Genomic DNA, 18,098 nt, shown 5'->3' with positions numbered 1-18,098 from the left:
GCGTTCAGCCTAGGCCGCGATCAGGCCGGTCTCTTCTCGGCGTGTGCTCGTCCGGGGGTAGGTTCGGACAATGACCTCGATCTTCCAGGATGTCCGCCGGTATGTGGCGGTCCCGCGGGTGACGGCGCTCCGGCTCTCTCCCGACGCGACCCGGCTGGTGGCGGTGGTTCAGTCCCTCGATCCGGACGGGAAGACCTACGGCACGGCGTTGTGGGAGATCCCGCTGGCGGCGGACGCGGAGCCGTACCGGCTGACCCGGTCGGCGAAGGGGGAGGCGGGCGCGGAGTTCACGCCGGACGGCGGGCTGCTGTTCGTGTCCCGCCGCCCGGACCCGGCCGAGAAGGACGCCGACCCCGAGGTGCCCGCCCTGTGGCTGCTGCCCGAGCGCGGCGAGCCGCGCCGCCTGGCGTCCAGGCCCGGCGGGATCGGCGAGGCGCGGGCGGGCGGCGACTCGATCGTGTACGCCGCCCAGGTGCTCCCCGGGGACCTGGAGACCGAGGCCGGCCGCCGCAAGGCGCGCAAGGACGCCGGGGTCACCGCGATCCTGCACGACGACTACCCGGTCAGGTACTGGGACCACGACCTCGGCCCGGCCCAGACCCGGCTGTTCCGGCTCGACGGCACCGACCTCACCCCGGAACCCGGCCGCGCCCTCGACCAGGGCGCTTTCGACGTCTCCCCGGACGGTTCCACCGTCGTCACCACCTGGCGGGTCTCCACCGGCGCGGGCAACTCCCGGTCGGAGCTGGTCGCGCTCGGCGGCGAGCGCCGGGTGCTGGCCGCCGACGAGCACCACGACTTCACCGGCCCGGTCCGGATCTCGCCCGACGGCGGCCGGGTGGCCTGCCTGCGGGAGCGGCACGGCGCGGTCGACCGGTCGGCGGCCTGGGAGCTGTGGGTGATCGACCTGGCCACCGGCGAAGGCCGGCCGCTCGGCGGCGAGCTCTTCCCGATGGACGTCGCCTGGGGTCAGGACTGCGTCTACGTCACCGCCGACCACCGCGGCCGCCGCCCGATCTTCCAGCTCCCGCTGGACGGCGGCGACCCGATCAGGCTGACCGCCGACGACGGCGCGTACACGCAGCTCAACCCCGCCCCCGACGGCAGCCTCTACGCGCTGCGCAGCGCCGTGGACGCCGCGCCCGCCCCCGTCAGGGTCACCAGGGACGGCACGGTGGAGTACCTGCCAGCCCCGGCCCCCGCGATGGAACTCCCCGGCACCCTCACCGAGGTCTTCGCGACGGCCGAGGACGGCACCGAGCTCCGCGCCTGGCTGGTCCTGCCCGAGGGCGCCTCCGCCGACAAGCCGGCGCCGTTCCTGCTCTGGATCCACGGCGGTCCGGTCGGCAGCTGGAACGACTGGTCCTGGCGGTGGAACCCGTGGATCATGGCCGCGCACGGCTACGCCGTCCTGCTCCCCGACCCCTGCATGTCCACCGGGTACGGCCAGGCGATGATCGACCGCGGCTGGGCCAACTGGGGCCCCGCCACCTTCGGCGACCTGATGGCGATCACCGACGCCGCGGTCGAGCGGCCCGAGATCGACCACGGCAGGACCGCCGCGATGGGCGGCTCCTTCGGCGGCTACATGGCCAACTGGGTCGCCGGGCACACCGACCGCTTCAGGGCGATCGTCACCCACGCCTCCGCCTGGGACATGGAGCAGTTCGCCGGCACCACCGACGCCGCCATGTACTGGCAGCGCGAGTGGGGCGAGCCCGGCGGCCCGGCCTACCAGCGGCTCTCCCCGCACCTGTCCCTCGACAAGATCACCACCCCGCTGCTGGTGATCCACGGCGACAAGGACTACCGGGTGCCGATCGGCGAGGCCCTGCGCCTCTGGTGGGACCTGCGCCGCACCGACGCCGAATCCCGCTTCCTCTACTTCCCCGACGAGGGCCACTGGATCCTCAAGCCGGGCAACGTCATCGCCTGGTACGACACCGTCCTCACCTTCGTCTACCGCCACCTGGAGCCCGCCTTCGATCCGCCCGCCGTCTCCGGCCTCATCGATCTCGGCCCGGAGTGGCCGACTCGCTAGCCTGGACGGCATGAGCCCCGACGATCTGCTCGCCCTGGCCACCGACATCGCCGTCGAGGCCGGTGACCTCCTGCTGGCCAAACGCCCGGCCAGGCCGGAGGTCATCGACACCAAGTCCAGCCCCACCGACGTCGTCACCGCCCTCGACCGCGAGACCGAGGACCTGATCCGGGCCAGGATCAAGGCGGCCAGGCCCGCCGACGCCATCCTCGGCGAGGAAGGCGGCGACGTCCCAGGTCAGGGCCGGGTCCGCTGGGTCGTCGACCCCATCGACGGCACCGTCAACTTCCTGTACGGCCTGCCCGCCTGGGCCATCAGCATCGGCGTCGAAGTGGCCGGGGAGATCGTCGCCGGCGTCGTCAACGCCGTCCCGATGGGCGAGCTCTACACCGCCACCAAGGGCGGCGGCGCCTGGCTGGCGGGGGAGCGGCTGCACTGCAACACCGGCGTGCCGCTGGACAGAGCCCTGGTCGCCACCGGCTTCGGCTACGCGGCGTCCCGGCGGATCGTCCAGGCCGAGGTCCTCACCCAGGTGCTGCCCCGGGTGCGCGACATCCGGCGCGGCGGCTCGTGCGCGGTCGACCTCTGCTCGGTCGCGTCAGGCCGGGTGGACGCCTACTACGAGCGCGGCACTCAGTACTGGGACTACGCCGCGGGCGGGTTGATCGCGGTCGAGGCGGGAGCGCGGATCGGCGGCCTGGCCGGCAGGCCGCACAGCCCGGAGCTGACCGTCTGCGCGGCGCCTGGGCTGTTCGAGGAGCTGACCGGCCTGCTCGCGCCACTGGACCCGGAACGCGACGCCCCCACCGGCCGGTAGGCCGATGGGGGCGAGGACAACTGTCGCCGGTCAGCGCGGAAGCGGGATGCCGTGGTCGTCGGCCAGCCTCCGGAGATCTTCGATCTCGGCGGTGAGGGTGTCGGCGAGAAAATCGTCGCCGCTGGTCCTGGCCTCCTGAAGTCCCTTATAGGCCTGGTCGAGCCGGGTTTCGATCGTGGTCGTGAACTCGCCCATCTCACCTACTTTCTCAACGGTCCACCTGGGGAGGACGTGGCCTTCCCCGGCATCGGACAGAGGGGTGTGTGTGCCTCCTTTACCCACGAGGCGGGTAACACTAAACCAGGAGATTTTGTGCACTGAGTCACGCTTACCGTGGGCTTACCGGTGGACGCGGGAGAATGAGGCGTCGGGAGCGGTCACGAGGAGGATGTCGATGCGAGTACTGGTGGTCGAGGACGAGCGGGTGCTCGCCGACGCGATCGCGACCGGGCTGCGCCGTGAGGCGATGGCCGTGGACGTGGCCTACGACGGCGCGGAGGCGCTGGAGAAGACCAGCTATATCGACTACGACGTGGTCGTGCTGGACCGCGACCTGCCCAAGGTGCACGGGGACGAGGTGGCCAGGCGGCTGGTGGCCGACCGGACCGCGACCAGGATCATCATGCTGACCGCGGCCGGGGACGTGGACGACCGGGTCGAGGGCCTGGACCTGGGCGCCGACGACTACCTGTCCAAGCCGTTCGCGTTCCTGGAGCTGATCGCCCGGGTCCGCGCGCTCGGCCGCCGCTCCGCGCCCGCGCTGCCGCCGGTGCTCGAACGCTCCGGCGTCCGGCTGGATCCGGGTAAACGCCTGGTCACCAGGGACGGCGCCGAGGTCGCGCTGACCAAGAAGGAGTTCGCGGTCCTGGAGGAGCTGCTGCGCGCCGAGGGCGCCGTGGTCAGCCAGGAGGACCTGCTGGACAAGGCGTGGGACGAGCACATCGACCCGTTCACCAACGTGGTCAGGGTGACCATGATGACGCTGCGCAAGAAGCTCGGTGAGCCCCAGGTCATCGAGACCGTGCCCGGGGTGGGGTACAAGCTGTGACCGAGCCGCGAGACCTGACCGAGACCGCACCCCAGCGGGCGCAGCGGATGGTGTCCGCGATGGGCACGGGGCCGTACCGCAGTCAGGTCCCGCCGCCGCCCAGCGGGCCGCCCGCGTGGGACGGGCCGCCGCCGCTCGCCCCGCATCCGGTGCCGTCGCCCGGCCTCGGAGAGCGCCTCAAGGCGCTGCCGGACCGGATGAGCATCCGGTGGCGGCTCACCATCACCTACAGCACGCTCTTCTTCGTCGCGGGGGCGCTGCTGCTGGTCGTGATGTACATCCTGGTCCGCCCGGTGCTGGACAGCGCGCTGCGGGTCCGGCTGAGCGTGCCGCAGGGCATCCCGCAGCAGCTGATCGACTACTGGAACGAGGAGATCACCGTCAGGAACGGGACGGTGACCACCACGGTGCTGAGCGGGCTGATCACCCGGGGGCTGCTGGCGCTGCTCGGCATCGGGATCCTGGCCGTGATGCTCGGCTACGTGGTGGCCGACCGGGCGTTGAAACCGATCATGCAGATGACCGCGACCGCCAGGAAGCTGTCCGGCACCTCGCTGGCGCACGAGCGGATCGACCTGCACGGCCCCGACGACGAGCTGAAGGAGCTGGCCGACACCTTCGACGCCATGCTGACCCGGCTGAACACCGCCTTCGACGCGCAGCGCCGGTTCGTCGACAACGCCTCGCACGAGCTGCGCACCCCGCTGGCGATCAACAGGACCGTGCTGGAGGTGGCCCTGTCGGACCCGGAGGCCTCTGACGACCTGCGGGTGCTGGGCAGGACCCTGCTGGGCACCAACGCCCGCAACGAGCGCCTGATCGAGGGGCTGCTGCTGCTGGCCCGCAGCGAGCGGGCGCTGTCGGTGCGCAAGCCGGTGGACGTCACCGAGGTCGCCAAGACGGCGATCGAGCAGCTGGCGAACCAGGCCGCCCAGGAGGACGTGCAGATCGACCACGACCTGCATCCGGCCAGCACGCTGGGCGATCCGGTGCTGCTGGAGCGCTGCGTGTCGAATCTGGTGGAGAACGGGATCAAGTACAACGGGGGCGATGGAAAGGTCTGGGTGCGTTCGGGAATTGTCGAGGGGGGCGCGGTTGTTCAGGTCGCGAACACGGGACCGTATGTCCCCGCGTACGAGGTGGACAGTATTTTCGAACCCTTCCGGCGGTTGCACGCCGATCGGGTCGAGTCGGCCAAGGGCGCGGGGCTTGGTTTGTCCATCGTGCGGGCGATTGTCCGGGCGCATGGGGGGACGGTGACCGCTGTCCCCCGGGACGGCGGCGGCCTCGTGGTGACGGTGCGACTCATGGGTGGACCGCCCGTGACAACTCCGTCGGCGCGCTGATACGACCCTGCTGCACATCAGCCCCGTACATGTGGTTGGATGTGCCGTCGAACGCGGTGGGTCATCCCGCCAATGCTGTGGTTTCGCCATATTTGGCTAACTGGAGCCTTGTCGGCGGGGGCCGTCCGCGTGTCGGAAGGTTCAGTGTCGGCGCTTCCGGGGTACCGATTGCAAAATCTCCTGGAAGATGCGGGCACAAGATTGGCCTTCCGAGCGTTAGCACGCGCGACACCGCGCAGACAGATAGATGAGGGGGATGGAGTACGCACATGGCTACCGACTACGACAGCCCGCGCAAGACAGATGACGACCTGAATGAGGACAGCCTTCAGGAACTCCAGGCGCGGCGCAGCGACAAGTCGTCGGGCAGCATCGACATCGACGAGACCGACCTGGCCGAGTCGCTTGAGCTGCCGGGGGCTGACCTTTCCAACGAGGAGCTCTCGCTCCGGGTGATTCCTCGTCAGGCCGACGAGTTCACCTGTTCCCGGTGCTTCCTGGTGCACCACCGAAGCCAGCTGGCTTCGGAAAAGAACGGGCAACAGGTCTGCCGCGAGTGTGCCGCCTGATTGAGGGAAGGGTCCGTTGATGGCTTCTGAAGCGGATCGATCGAAGGAAAGACCGGACGAGGTAGCCGAGCTCGTCGGCAAGCTCGTCTCACAGGACGGGTCCCCAGCGGAGACGGACGGGGCCGAGCGGCGACGGCTGCTCGGCCGTCTCAGCAAGGCGCTGGTCGTCTCCGCCAGGAAGGCGGGCGCGTCCGGGGTCGGGCGGGGGCGCTGGCTGGCCGATGTGTTCATGAGCATCGCGCCCAGGCTGCCGATCCGAGATCTCGTGACCCTGCAGGAGCATCATTACGGCCTGACCGGCGAGCAGTTGGCCGACGACTTGGTCCGTACCGCGGTGAAGGCCACGACGGCCGTCGGCGCGGTCGGGGGCGCCCTCGCGGCGGCCGAGTTCGCCGCCCCTCCACTGCTGCTCTCCGCTCCGGCGCAGCTGGTCGCGGAAACCCTGGTGGTGGCGGCCATCGAGGTCAAGCTGCTGGCGGAACTGCACGAAGCCTACGGAATCCAGGTCCAGGGCAGCGGGGGCCAGCGGGCCGCCCAGTTCGCGGTGGCCTGGTCGAAACAGCGCGGGGTCGACCCGCTCAGCCCGGCGTCGGTGACGCTGGCGCTCGGCGCGGCGGCGAAGGCGTCGCTGCGCAACCGCCTGATGCGCACGCTCGGGCGGCATCTCACCACTCTGGGCCCCTTCCTCACCGGGGCCGTCGCGGGCGGCGCGTTGAACCGGGCCGCGACCAAACGACTCTCCCAGGCCGTACGGGCTGATCTGCGCCGGCAGCGCGCACTGCCACCTGCCCCCGAGGTTTGATATCAAACTGTAACCAAAAGGTCTAAACCTCTCAGCCATGGCTGCCGACCTGCGGGAGATCATTCTCACAGCTTTGGTCGTGAATTGTGCACTTCGTGGGGGGTATGTGCCGTTCCGGGGACCTTACGTATGGTGGTCCCAAGGCGATGGTTCACTGGAGGGCTCATGCGTGGCACCAGCTCGTTCCTGATCGTCGCGAACCGGTTGCCGGTCGACCGAGTGGGCGAAAAATCATGGCGCCGTAGTCCCGGCGGTCTGGTGACCGCGATCGCGCCCGTCATGCAGCGCCGTGACGGGGCCTGGCTCGGCTGGACCGGAGCGGCGGGCGAGGAGCTCAAGCCGTTCGACCATGACGGCATGCACCTGATCCCGGTGCCGCTGTCCTCGATGGAAGTCGAGTTCTACTACGAGGGGTTCTCGAACGCGACCCTGTGGCCGCTCTACCACGACGTGGTGGCTCCGCCGATCTACTCCCGGGTGCTCTGGGACGCGTACAAGGCGGTCAACGATCGTTTCGCCCGGGCCGCGGCCGACGCCGCCGCGCCCGGCGCCGTGGTGTGGGTGCAGGACTACCAGCTCCAGCTGGTGCCCAGCATGCTGCGCAAGCTCCGCCCCGACGTGAAGATCGGCTTTTTCCTGCACATCCCGTTCCCGCCCGGGGAGCTGTTCCAGCAACTGCCGTGGCGGCGCGAGCTGCTGGAGGGGCTGCTGGGCGCCGACCTGGTGGGCTTCCAGCGCCCGGGTGGCGCGTCCAACTTCGTCCGGCTGTGCCGGAAGATGCTGGGCGTCTCCGCGGTCAAGAACGACATCCAGCTGGACGACGGCCGGACCGTGCGGGCCGAGGCGTACCCGATCTCGGTGGACTTCGGGGAGCTCGACCAGCTGGTCCGCGAATCTCACGTGATGGCCAGGGCCAAGGAGATCAGGGCCGAACTGGGCGACCCCGAGCACGTGCTGCTGGGCGTCGACCGGCTGGACTACACCAAGGGCATCAGGGCCCGCCTCAAGGCCTACGGCGAGCTGTTCGCCGAGGGCAGGCTGAAGCCGGGCGAGGCGGTGTTCGTCCAGGTCGCGACGCCGACCAGGGAGCGCGTCGAGGAGTACATCCGGCTGCGCAACGACATCGAACTCCAGGTCGGCCGGATCAACGGCGAGTACGGCGAGATCGGCCGCGCCCCCATCACCTACATGCACCAGTCCTTCGGCCGGGACGAACTGGCCGCCCTCTACTCCGCCGCCGACGTGATGATGGTCACCCCGCTCCGGGACGGCATGAACCTGGTCGCCAAGGAGTACGTGGCCTGCCGGCACGACCTGCGCGGCGCGCTGGTGCTCAGCGAGTTCGCCGGCGCCGCCGACGAACTGCGCCAGGCCTACCTGGTCAACCCCTACGACATCGACGGCATGAAGCGCTCGATGATGACCGCCATGCAGGCGCCCCCGCACGAGCTGGGACGCCGGATGCGCTCGATGCGCCGCCGGGTCGCCACCCACGACGTGGATCGATGGGCGAACGAGTTCCTGACGGCGCTGGAGAGCTAGCTAGTCCTTGAGTTCGTCCTGGATATCCTGGGCTGCGGCTTTCCAGTTGTGCCACTTCCTGGCCGCGGCCCGGGTCGTCACGATCCTGGCCACCTCCATGCCCAGCCCCATCACGACCGCGTAGGCCAGCGCCTCGCCCAGGCTCACGTCGGGCGAATCGGTGTTGGCCGGCGGCTTCTTGCCGGTGGCCTTCTCCCACGCGAAGGAGAGCACCTTCTTGGAGGCGAAGCCGACGGCCAGCCCGACCAGACCGCCCACGATCCGCCATTGGATGTCCGGCTTCTCTTCCTTACCCGCCATGATTCCTCCTCGGTAACGACCCTAGCCTGTACCCACGACAGCCGAGTCGACGCCATACCATGAGGTGGCATGACGACTCAGCGATCCATGCCACCAGAACGTCCCACCCTTGATGGGCTGGAGACGGTATGGGTAGGCCGCTGGGAGAACGACGGAGTCTACCGCTTCGACCGGACCAAGACCCGCGAGCAGATCTACTCGATCGACACCCCGCCGCCCACCGTCTCCGGCTCCCTGCATGTCGGTCACGTCTTCTCGTATACCCACACGGACACGATCGCCCGCTTCATGCGGATGCGCGGGCGTGAGGTGTTCTACCCGATGGGGTGGGACGACAACGGGCTGCCCACCGAGCGCCGGGTGCAGAACCACTTCGGGGTGCGCTGCGATCCCTCGGTGCCGTACGAGCCGGGGTTCGCGCCGCCGGACAAGCCAGGCAAGCAGCAGGCGCCGATCTCGCGGCGGAACTTCATCGAGCTGTGCGAGCGGCTCACCATCGAGGACGAGAAGGCGTTCGAGGAGCTGTGGCGGCGGCTCGGGCTGTCGGTGGACTGGTCGCTGACCTACGCGACCATCGACGGCAACGCGCGGGCGGCCTCCCAGCGGGCGTTCCTCCGCAACCTGGCCAGGGGTGAGGCGTATCTGGCGGAGGCGCCCACGCTCTGGGACGTCACCTTCCGCACCGCCGTCGCCCAGGCCGAGCTGGAGGACCGGGACTGGCCCGGCGCCTTCCACCGGATCGGCTTCCACCTGACGCCCGAGCAGCAGGCGCAGGGCTTCGCCGACCGGGTCTGGATCGAGACCACCCGGCCCGAGCTGATCCCGGCCTGCGTGGCGCTGGTCGCCCACCCGGACGACGAGCGGTACCGGCCGCTGTTCGGCAGCAGCGTGCGCACCCCGGTGTTCGGGGTCGAGGTGCCGGTGCTCGCCCACCACCTGGCCGAACCGGACAAGGGCTCCGGCATCGCGATGATCTGCACGTTCGGCGACACCGCCGACGTGACCTGGTGGCGCGAGCTGGACCTGCCCACCCGGGCCATCGTCGGCTGGGACGGGCGGCTGCTGCCCGAGCCGCCGGAGGGGGTGCCGGCCGAGCCGTACAAGGAGCTGGCCGGGAAGACCGCGCACAGCGCGCGGGAGCGGCTGGTGCAGATGCTGCGCGACTCCGGCGACCTGGACGGGGAGCCGCGCGGGGTGCTGCGCCCGGTCAAGTTCTACGAGAAGGGCGACCGGCCGCTGGAGATCGTCACCACTCGGCAGTGGTACGTGCGCAACGGCGGCAGGGACGAGAAGCTGCGCTGGGAGCTGCTCGACCGGGGCAAGGAGCTGACCTGGCACCCGCCGCACATGCGGGTCCGCTACGACAACTGGGTGAGCGGCCTCAACGGGGACTGGCTGATCTCCCGGCAGCGTTTCTTCGGGGTGCCGATCCCGGTCTGGTACCAGCTCGACTCCGAGGGCATGCCCATCCACGAGGCGCCGATCGTGCCGCCGGAGAGCATGCTGCCGGTGGATCCGTCCAGCGACGCGCCGCCCGGGTTCAGCGAGGCGCGGCGCGGGCAGCCGTACGGGTTCGCGGGGGATCCTGACGTGATGGACACCTGGGCGACCTCGTCCCTGTCGCCGCAGATCGCGGCGGGGTGGGAGCGGGACGACGACCTGTTCCAGCGGGTGTTCCCGATGGACCTGCGGCCGCAGGCGCACGAGATCATCCGTACCTGGCTGTTCTCCACCGTGGTCCGGGGCCACCAGGAGCACAACGTGCTGCCCTGGGCGCACGCCGCCATCTCCGGCTGGATCCTGGACCCGGACCGCAAGAAGATGTCCAAGACCAAGGGCAACGTGCTCACCCCGCTCGGCCTGCTGGAGGAGTACGGCTCCGACGCCATGCGCTACTGGGCCGCCAACGGGCGTCCTGGCACCGACACCGCCTTCGACACCGGCCAGATCAAGATCGGCCGGCGGCTGGCCATCAAGATCCTGAACGCGGCCAAGTTCATCCTCGGCTTCGGCGAGCAGGACGGCCCGATCGAGGCGCCGATCGACCTGTCCATGCTGGCCGGGCTGGACACGCTGATCGGCGAGGCCACCGCGGCGTTCGAGGCCTACGACTACACCCGCGCGCTGGAACGCACCGAACGGTTCTTCTGGCAGTTCTGCGACGACTACCTGGAACTCGTCAAGGCCCGCGCCTACGACGGGGACGCCTCCGCGGTGGCCGCCCTGCGGCACGCGCTGGACGTGCTGCTGCGGCTGTTCGCGCCGTTCCTGCCGTTCGTCACCGAGGAGGTCTGGTCCTGGTGGCGGTCCGGCTCGGTGCACCGCGCCGCCTGGCCGGTCCCGGCCGGGCTGGACGGCGACCCCGCCGTGCTGGAGACCGTCGCCGAGGTGCTGCGCCAGGTGCGCAAGGCCAAGTCGGCGGCCAAGCTCTCGATGCGCGCCGAGGTCTCCCGGCTGGAGGTCAGCGGCGCCGGGGCCGACCTGGTCCGGCCGGCCCAGGACGATCTCTGCGCGGCCGGGAACGTGGAGGAGTTCGTGCTCGAACCGGGGGAGGAGCCGCTCGCGGTCCGCACGGTCATCGGTTAATGGGTGCGCGATCTCGGGCAGCGCGTGCCAGTGTGGATAGGTGATCTCGGAGAAGGAGCGTCATATTTCAGAGCGAGGGCTCGACCGGCCGCACCGGCGTGGACCTGGCGTCCCGCCCATCCTGAACACCCTGGCCGCGTGGGCCTGGCGGGTGATCGTGCTCGGCGCGTTCATCTACCTGATCGCGATGATCATCGCCAGGCTGAGCTTCGTCGCGCTGCCGGTGGCCATCGCATTCCTGCTGACCGCCCTGCTCTTCCCGCTGACCAACCGGCTGCGCGCGGCCGGGATGCGGCCGATCTACGCGACCTGGATCACCATGCTGGTCGCGTTCGCGTTCATCATCGGGGTGGGCTTCCTGGTCGGCGTCCGCGCCAACGAGGAGTTCCCCGGCCTGGTCGCGCAGATCCAGCAGACCACCAGGGACGCGCAGAACTGGCTGATCACCGGGCCGTTCCACCTGAAGGAGGCGCAGATCGCCGACTTCGTGGAGGAGCTGACCCGGCAGCTGGACCAGCAGCGCGGCCAGATCACCAGCACCGTGCTGACCGGCGCGACCGCGATCATCGAGGTGCTCGCCTCCATCGTGCTGCTGCTGTTCATCACCTTCTTCCTGCTCAAGGACGGGGACCGGATCTGGGCCTGGTTCCTGCGGGCGTTCGGCTCCGCGGCGCCCCGGGTGGACCGGGCCGGGCGGGCGGCCTGGCGGACGCTGTCCCACTACGTGCTGGGCACGGTCGCGGTGGCCGCCGTGCACGGGGTGATCATCGGGGTGGTGCTGGCGGGGATGCGGGTGCCGCTGTGGGCGCCGCTGGCCGTACTGATCTTCCTGGCCAGCTTCATCCCGATCGTGGGCATCTTCTTCGCCGGGGCGGTCGCCACCCTGGTCGTCTTCGGCTCGCAGGGCTGGGTGTACGCGCTGATCTTCGTCGGCGTCCTGGTGGTCGAGCAGCAGCTGGAGAACCACGTGCTCCAGCCGCTCATCGTGGGGCGGGCGCTGGAGTTCCATCCGCTGGCGATCATTCTGGCGCTGGCCATCGGGGGCGTGCTCGGCGGGATCGCCGGGGCGGCGGTGGCGGTCCCGGTGACCGCCGTGATCTACCGGGCGCTGCCCGAACTGCGCAGGGGCGACCCGCCGGCGCTGCCGCCCGCCGCCGGTGAACCACCGGTGACGCCGCCAGAAACACCGCCCCCACCAGGCGCGGGAGACGCGGTGCCGGCGACCTCGAGCGGGTAGGGTTTCGATTCATGAGTGTCGAGGTGCTGATTCACCGGCTCGACCCCGAGCTGCCGCTCCCGTCGTACGCGCATCCGGGCGACGCGGGCGCGGACCTGTACGCGGCCGAGGACGTCGAACTGCTCCCCGGCGAGCGGGCCATGGTCGGCACCGGAGTGGCGATCGCGCTGCCCGACGGTTACGCGGCCTTCGTGCACCCGCGCTCGGGCCTGGCGGCCCGGTTCGGGGTCACCCTGGTGAACGCGCCTGGCACGGTCGACGCCGGCTACCGGGGTGAGATCCGGGTCACGCTGCTGAACACCGACAGCAAGGAAGCGGTCCGGCTGCGGCGTGGCGACCGGGTGGCCCAGCTGGTCATCCAGCGGGTCGAGAAGGCGGCCTTCCACGAAGTGGAACGACTGCCCGGCTCGGCGCGCGGCGCCGGGGGCTTCGGCTCCACCGGCCGCTAACAAATCAACGTCAAGGAGTGTGGAAGACGTGTTCCGACGCCGACGCGGCGCCGCCGAGACCGTGGCAGCGGCCCCGCCCGAGACGGAACCGGCGAGTCCGGTCCGCGAGTCCGGTCCGTGGGATGCCGACGAGGGCTTTCCCACCGCCGAGCGGGTCGACCTGGGCGGCCTGCTGCTGCCCATCGGGGCCGGCTTCGAGGTCCAGCTCCAGGTGGCAGGTGACCAGATCATCGGCGCCCTGGTGCTGGTCGAGGAGAGCGCCCTGCAGGTGCACGCGTTCGCCGCGCCCAAGCGCAGCGGCATCTGGGACGAGGTCAGGGCCGAGCTGACCCGCGAGGTCGGCGTGGCCGGCGGCACCGTGACCGAGCAGGAGGGCCCGTTCGGGGTCGAGCTGGCGGCCAAGGTCCCGCAGCAGCCGGGCGAGTCCCCGCAGCCGGTCCGCTATCTCGGCATCGACGGGCCGCGCTGGTTCCTGCGCGCGGTCGTCAGCGGCCGGGCGGCGATCGACCCGGCCGCCGCCGAGATGCTGGAGAACGTGATCAAGGACATCGTGGTGGTCCGGGGCGAGGAGCCGATGGCCCCCAAGGAGGCGATCGCGCTGCGGCTGCCCGCCGAGGCGCGGCAGGCCATGGAGCAGGAGCCGGAACCGGAGTACTACAACCCGTTCGAGCGGGGCCCGGAGATCACCGAAATCCGCTGACCACCGCCGTTGGCCCCCGGCGGTAGGCATCGCCTAGGCTGATAAATCATGACAACTCAGGAGCCCCCAAATAAGGGCGGACCGCATCGGGGCGGCCTGCGCGGCTTCTTTCGCCGACTGACCAGCAGCCAGGCCGAACTCGAGGCCGCCGAACTCCGATCCGACCTGGACCGGCACGGCGCGACCCCGATCGCCTCCTGCGGCGAGCGGCAGCGTTTCTGCGTGGCCGGTACGCTGCGTACGGTGACGCTCCGCCCGCGCGGCGGCGCGCCCGCACTGGAAGCCGAGCTTTACGACGGGTCGGACGTGATCGACCTGGTCTGGCTCGGCCGCCGGAAGATCGCCGGGATCGAACCTGGCCGGGTGGTCCGCGCCGAGGGCTTGGTGAGCCTGCAGGACGGCCGCAAGGTCATGTTCAATCCGCGATACGAGCTGCGCCCAGCCGGATGAAACCGGAAATTTCCGGATTAAGAGGAAACGGGGAACGACGAGTGAGTACCGCCGATGAGGCCGTGCCCGTGACGGCGACGGCACCGCAACCCACCCCGGCCGCACCGGTCTACGACACGGTCGAGGCGGCCGTCCGGGCCCAGCTGGCCAAGGCGTTCGGCGGCAAGCGTGGCACGGTCGAGGCCGCCGTGCCCACGATCACCTTCACCCTGGCCTGGATCACCACCGAGCAGCTGCAGCTCTCGCTCATCCTCAGCGGCGGCATCGCCGCCGTCCTGCTGGTGGCCAGGATCGTGCAGCGGTCCACCCCGCAGTTCGTGCTGAACAGCCTGTTCGGCATCGGCATCGGCGCGTTCTTCGCGCTCCGCAGCGGCAAGGCCGAGGACGCGTTCCTGCCCGGCATGCTGTGGATCGCGGTCGTCGAGGCCATCATGATCTTCTCGATCCTGGTGCGCTGGCCGTTCATGGGCTTCATGCTCGGCGCGACCAACCCGGAGGATCCGCTCGCCTGGCACCGGGACAAGGGCATCGTGAAGCTGTGCACCAAGGTCTCCTGGATCATGGTGCTGCCCGGCCTGATCAAGCTGACCGTGCAGATCCCGCTGTACCTGGCCGGGCAGGTGGTCTGGCTCGGCATCGCCAAGATCGCGCTCGGCTGGCCGGTCTACCTGGCCGCGCTGGCCACGGTCGGCTGGGTGCTCGCCCGTGGCCGCACGGCCATGCGGCCCGCTGTCAGTTAGCGCTGTCAGTTAGTGCGGCGAGAGCAGCTGGCCTAGCTCCTCCTCGACCTCCTGGCTGGCGACGAACAGCAGTTCGTCGCCGGCCTCCAGGGGGTCGTCCGCCGACGGCACCAGGACCCGGCCCTCGCGCAGGATCGCCACCAGGACCGAGTCGGTCGGCCACGGCACAGAACCGGCCCGCTGGCCGACCACCGGCGCGTCCTCGGGCAGGGTGAGCTCGACCAGGTTGGCCTGGCCCTGACGGAACGTCATCAGGCGGACCAGGTCGCCGACGCTGACCGCCTCCTCGACCAGGGCGCTGAGCAGGCGCGGCGTCGAGACGGCCACGTCCACCCCCCAGGACTCGTTGAACAGCCACTCGTTCTTCGGGTGGTTGATCCGGGCGACCACCCGGGGCACCCCGTACTCCGTCTTGGCCAGCAGCGAGACGACCAGGTTGACCTTGTCGTCGCCGGAGGCCGCGATCACCACGTGGCAGGCGTTGAGCCCGGCCTCGTCCAGCGCGGTGATCTCGCAGGCGTCGGCCAGCAGCCACTCCGCCCGCGGCACACTGTCGATCTTGATGGCCTTCGGGTCGATGTCGATGAGCAGGACCTCGTGGCCGTTCTCCAGCAGCTCGGCCGCGATGGACCGCCCGACGGCGCCCGCCCCCGCGATCGTGACGCGCATCAGATCTCCTCGTCGGGAACGCCGGACAGCACCTTGTTGACCCGCTCCATCTCGTTCCCGGCGGTGACCACGTGCAGGATGTCGCCCTCCTGGACCACCGTGTCGGGCTTGGGCACCAGGGCCTCGCCCATCCGGTTGATGAAGGCCAGCCGGGCGCCGGTGGCCGTCTCCACGCCGCGGACCGCGGTGCCGATCCAGGCCGGGTTGAAGGTCACCTCGGCCAGCACCACGGTGCCGGTCGGGTCCCGCCAGAGCGGCTCCGCGCCCTCCGGCAGCACCCGGCGCAGGATCTGGTCGGCGGTCCACCGGACCGTCGCCACGGTCGGGATGCCGAGCCGCTGGTAGACCTCGGCGCGGCGCGGGTCGTAGATGCGGGCCACGACGTTGTCCACGCCGAAGGTCTCCCTGGCCACCCGGGCCGAGATGATGTTGGAGTTGTCGCCGCTGCTGACCGCCACATACGCGGCGGCCGACTCGATCCCGGCCTCCTCCAGCACGTCGCGGTCGAAGCCCATGCCCGTCACCCGGCGGCCCCGGAACCCGGAGCGCAGCCGCCGGAACGCCTGCGGATCCCGGTCGATGATCGCGACCGAATGGCCGTTGTCCTCAAGGATGTGTGCGAGCGTCGACCCCACCCGCCCGCACCCCATGATCACGATGTGCATGCTCCCCGCCGGTGTCGAGACGTCTGTGTGCCCAGTATGGCGCGCAGAAGGAGTGCCGCGTGCGCTGGGCGGGCCCGGGACGGCTAGCATCGTCAGACGTGTCAAAAGTGACGGATCTTACCAAGCGCCTGCTGGTCGGGCGCGCATTGCGGAGCACCGAGCTGCACGGTCAGCTGCTCCCCAAGCGCATCGCCCTGCCCGTCTTCGCCAGTGACGCGCTCTCCTCCGTCGCGTACGCACCGCAGGAGATCCTGGTCATCCTGTCCATCGCGGGCGTGAGCGCCTACTCGTTCAGCCCGTGGGTGGCGGTGGCCGTCGTGGTCATCATGCTCACCGTGGTCGCCTCCTACCGGCAGAACGTGCACGCCTACCCGAGCGGGGGCGGCGACTACGAGGTGGCCACCGTCAACCTGGGGCCCAACGCGGGGCTGACCGTGGCCAGCGCGCTGCTGGTGGACTACGTGCTGACCGTCGCCGTGTCGGTGGCCAACGGCGTCGACTACGTGGGCGCGACCATCCCGTTCGTGGGCGAGAACAAGCCCGGGGTGGCCATCACCATCGTGATCGTCCTCACCCTGATGAACCTGCGCGGCATCCGCGAGTCAGGGATCGCCTTCGCCATCCCGACGTACACCTTCATGGCCGCGGTCGTCTGCATGATCGGCTGGGGCCTGATCCGGATGTTCGTGCTCGGGCATGACCTGCACGCGCCCACCGAGGGCTTCGACGTGCGGCCGGAACAGGTGGACCTGGCCGGGTTCGCCCTGGTCTTCCTGGTGCTGCGGGCCTTCGCGTCCGGCTGCGCGGCGCTGACCGGGGTCGAGGCGATCAGCAACGGCGTGCCCGCCTTCCGCAAGCCGAAGAGCAGGAACGCGGCGACCACCCTGCTCATGATGGGCCTGGTCGCCGTCATCATGTTCAGCGGCATCATCTTCCTCGGCCTCAAGTCCGGGGTCACCGTGGCCGACCCCGCCGAGGTCGCGCACAGCCTGCTCACCCCCGGCGGTCAGCCGGTCGGCCCGGACTACTACCAGGAACCGATCATCTCCCAGGTCGCGTCCGCCGTGTTCGGGGCCGACACAGTGCTGTTCGTGCTCGTCTCCGCGGTCACCGCGCTGATCCTGTTCCTGGCCGCCAACACCGCGTTCAACGGCTTCCCTGTGCTCGGCTCGATCCTCGCCCAGGACCGCTACCTGCCCCGCCAGCTGCACACCCGGGGGGACCGGCTGGCCTTCAGCAACGGCATCGTCATCCTGGCGACCGCGGCCTGCCTGCTCATCTGGGCCTTCGACGCGGACGTGAGCCGCCTGCTCAACCTGTACATCGTGGGTGTGTTCGTGTCGTTCACGCTCAGCCAGATCGGCATGGTCCGGCACTGGACCCGGCTGCTGCGCACCGAGACCGACGCCAAACTGCGGATGCACATGATGCGGTCCCGGATGATCAACGGGTTCGGCGGGATGATGACCGGGGTGGTCCTGGTCGTGGTGCTGGTGACCAAGTTCACGCACGGCGCGTACATCGTCTGCATCGCGATGCCGGTGCTGTTCCTGATGATGAAGGCCATCAGGCACCACTACGACGCGGTGGCCGCCGAGCTGGCCGCGCCGGAGGGCGACCTGGACACCTCCATGCTGCCGGCCCGCAACCACGCCATCGTGCTGGTGTCCAAGGTGCACAAGCCGACGCTGCGGGCGCTGGCGTACGCGCGGGCCACCCGGCCTTCCACGCTGGAGGCGGTCAGCGTGGGGGTGGATCCGGACGAGTCGGCGCGATTGCGCGAGGAGTGGGACCGGCGCGGGATCCCGGTGCCGTTGAAGATCCTCGACTCGCCGTACCGGGAGATCACCCGGCCGATCCTGGACTATGTGCGGTCGCTGCGGCGCCGGTCGCCGCGGGACGTGGTGACGGTCTACATCCCCGAGTACGTGGTCGGGCGCTGGTGGGAGCATCTGCTGCACAACCAGAGCGCGTTGCGGCTGAAGGGGCGGCTGTTGTTCAAGCCGGGCGTGATGGTGACCAGCGTGCCGTGGCAGCTGGAGTCCGCGGACCGGCTGCAGGGGCGGCCCGAGCCGTCCGCCCCGGGGCAGGTGCGCAGGCCGTACGGGCGTGACGACCGTCAGCCCAAGGCATGATT

General features: G+C 70.2%; 18 protein-coding genes. 14 read left to right on the top strand and 4 right to left on the bottom strand.

The window, feature by feature from the left end:
• Nucleotides 1–70 precede the first annotated feature (70 nt).
• On the top strand, nucleotides 71–2,041 hold the full coding sequence (locus Acor_RS02655) for a S9 family peptidase (RefSeq protein ID WP_155334879.1): 1,971 nt from the start codon (nucleotides 71–73) through the stop codon (nucleotides 2,039–2,041).
• 10 nt (nucleotides 2,042–2,051) lie between these two features.
• Entirely contained in the window at nucleotides 2,052–2,858 is an 807-nt protein-coding gene (locus Acor_RS02650) for an inositol monophosphatase family protein (RefSeq protein ID WP_155334878.1), read from the top strand.
• A 30-nt stretch (nucleotides 2,859–2,888) separates the two neighbouring features.
• Here the strand turns inward: Acor_RS02650 and Acor_RS41950 are convergent, their stop codons facing one another.
• A complete protein-coding gene (locus Acor_RS41950; protein WP_170316760.1) occupies nucleotides 2,889–3,053 on the bottom strand; it encodes a hypothetical protein in 165 nt (54 codons plus the stop codon).
• Between the two features lie 199 nt (nucleotides 3,054–3,252).
• On the opposite strand from Acor_RS41950, the gene Acor_RS02645 reads away from it, so the two are divergent.
• The 5 genes from Acor_RS02645 (at nucleotide 3,253) to Acor_RS02625 (ending at nucleotide 8,165) form a co-directional block, all read left to right on the top strand.
• Complete coding sequence (locus Acor_RS02645; protein ID WP_155334877.1) at nucleotides 3,253–3,906, top strand: response regulator transcription factor; 654 nt, start codon at nucleotides 3,253–3,255, stop codon at nucleotides 3,904–3,906.
• Nucleotides 3,907–3,953: 47 nt separating this feature from the next.
• Entirely contained in the window at nucleotides 3,954–5,252 is a 1,299-nt protein-coding gene (locus Acor_RS02640; RefSeq protein WP_155335006.1) for a sensor histidine kinase, read from the top strand.
• Nucleotides 5,253–5,521: 269 nt separating this feature from the next.
• A complete protein-coding gene (locus tag Acor_RS02635; protein ID WP_030505490.1) occupies nucleotides 5,522–5,821 on the top strand; it encodes a DUF4193 domain-containing protein in 300 nt (99 codons plus the stop codon).
• 19 nt (nucleotides 5,822–5,840) lie between these two features.
• On the top strand, nucleotides 5,841–6,623 hold the full coding sequence (locus Acor_RS02630) for a hypothetical protein (protein WP_155334876.1): 783 nt from the start codon (nucleotides 5,841–5,843) through the stop codon (nucleotides 6,621–6,623).
• A 165-nt stretch (nucleotides 6,624–6,788) separates the two neighbouring features.
• A complete protein-coding gene (locus tag Acor_RS02625) occupies nucleotides 6,789–8,165 on the top strand; it encodes an alpha,alpha-trehalose-phosphate synthase (UDP-forming) (RefSeq protein WP_155334875.1) in 1,377 nt (458 codons plus the stop codon).
• Here the strand turns inward: Acor_RS02625 and Acor_RS02620 are convergent, their stop codons facing one another.
• Nucleotides 8,166–8,465 (bottom strand): DUF4235 domain-containing protein, encoded by a 300-nt coding sequence (locus tag Acor_RS02620; protein ID WP_155334874.1) that lies wholly within the window; start codon nucleotides 8,463–8,465, stop codon nucleotides 8,166–8,168.
• 69 nt (nucleotides 8,466–8,534) lie between these two features.
• Here Acor_RS02620 and valS point away from each other — a divergent pair, with 69 nt between their 5' ends.
• The 6 genes from valS to Acor_RS02590 are packed head-to-tail and all read left to right on the top strand — an operon-like array spanning nucleotide 8,535 to nucleotide 14,627.
• Complete coding sequence (valS, locus tag Acor_RS02615) at nucleotides 8,535–11,051, top strand: valine--tRNA ligase (protein WP_155334873.1); 2,517 nt, start codon at nucleotides 8,535–8,537, stop codon at nucleotides 11,049–11,051.
• Nucleotides 11,052–11,091: 40 nt separating this feature from the next.
• A complete protein-coding gene (locus Acor_RS02610) occupies nucleotides 11,092–12,288 on the top strand; it encodes an AI-2E family transporter (RefSeq protein ID WP_246238366.1) in 1,197 nt (398 codons plus the stop codon).
• A gap of 11 nt (nucleotides 12,289–12,299) precedes the next feature.
• Nucleotides 12,300–12,737 (top strand): dUTP diphosphatase, encoded by a 438-nt coding sequence (gene dut, locus Acor_RS02605; RefSeq protein ID WP_155334872.1) that lies wholly within the window; start codon nucleotides 12,300–12,302, stop codon nucleotides 12,735–12,737.
• Between the two features lie 28 nt (nucleotides 12,738–12,765).
• Complete coding sequence (locus Acor_RS02600; RefSeq protein ID WP_155334871.1) at nucleotides 12,766–13,437, top strand: DUF3710 domain-containing protein; 672 nt, start codon at nucleotides 12,766–12,768, stop codon at nucleotides 13,435–13,437.
• Nucleotides 13,438–13,485: 48 nt separating this feature from the next.
• Nucleotides 13,486–13,887: an OB-fold nucleic acid binding domain-containing protein gene (locus tag Acor_RS02595; protein ID WP_155334870.1), complete on the top strand. Its 402-nt coding sequence runs from the start codon at nucleotides 13,486–13,488 to the stop codon at nucleotides 13,885–13,887.
• Between the two features lie 41 nt (nucleotides 13,888–13,928).
• Nucleotides 13,929–14,627: a DUF3159 domain-containing protein gene (locus tag Acor_RS02590; RefSeq protein WP_246238365.1), complete on the top strand. Its 699-nt coding sequence runs from the start codon at nucleotides 13,929–13,931 to the stop codon at nucleotides 14,625–14,627.
• 9 nt (nucleotides 14,628–14,636) lie between these two features.
• Here the strand turns inward: Acor_RS02590 and Acor_RS02585 are convergent, their stop codons facing one another.
• A complete protein-coding gene (locus tag Acor_RS02585) occupies nucleotides 14,637–15,296 on the bottom strand; it encodes a potassium channel family protein (RefSeq protein ID WP_155334868.1) in 660 nt (219 codons plus the stop codon).
• The gene (locus Acor_RS02580) at nucleotides 15,296–15,961 is read right to left on the bottom strand and encodes a potassium channel family protein (RefSeq protein WP_155334867.1); all 666 of its coding nucleotides are present in this window, start codon (nucleotides 15,959–15,961) and stop codon (nucleotides 15,296–15,298) included. Before Acor_RS02580 ends, Acor_RS02585 begins: the two co-directional genes overlap by 1 nt.
• Nucleotides 15,962–16,068: 107 nt before the next feature.
• Between Acor_RS02580 and Acor_RS02575 the strand changes: the two genes are divergently transcribed.
• On the top strand, nucleotides 16,069–18,096 hold the full coding sequence (locus tag Acor_RS02575) for an APC family permease (RefSeq protein ID WP_425542257.1): 2,028 nt from the start codon (nucleotides 16,069–16,071) through the stop codon (nucleotides 18,094–18,096).
• Nucleotides 18,097–18,098 lie beyond the last annotated feature (2 nt).

The sequence above is a fragment of the Acrocarpospora corrugata genome, assembly GCF_009687845.1.
GTDB lineage: Bacteria > Actinomycetota > Actinomycetes > Streptosporangiales > Streptosporangiaceae > Acrocarpospora > Acrocarpospora corrugata.
This window is presented reverse-complemented; position numbering and strand designations above follow the sequence as displayed.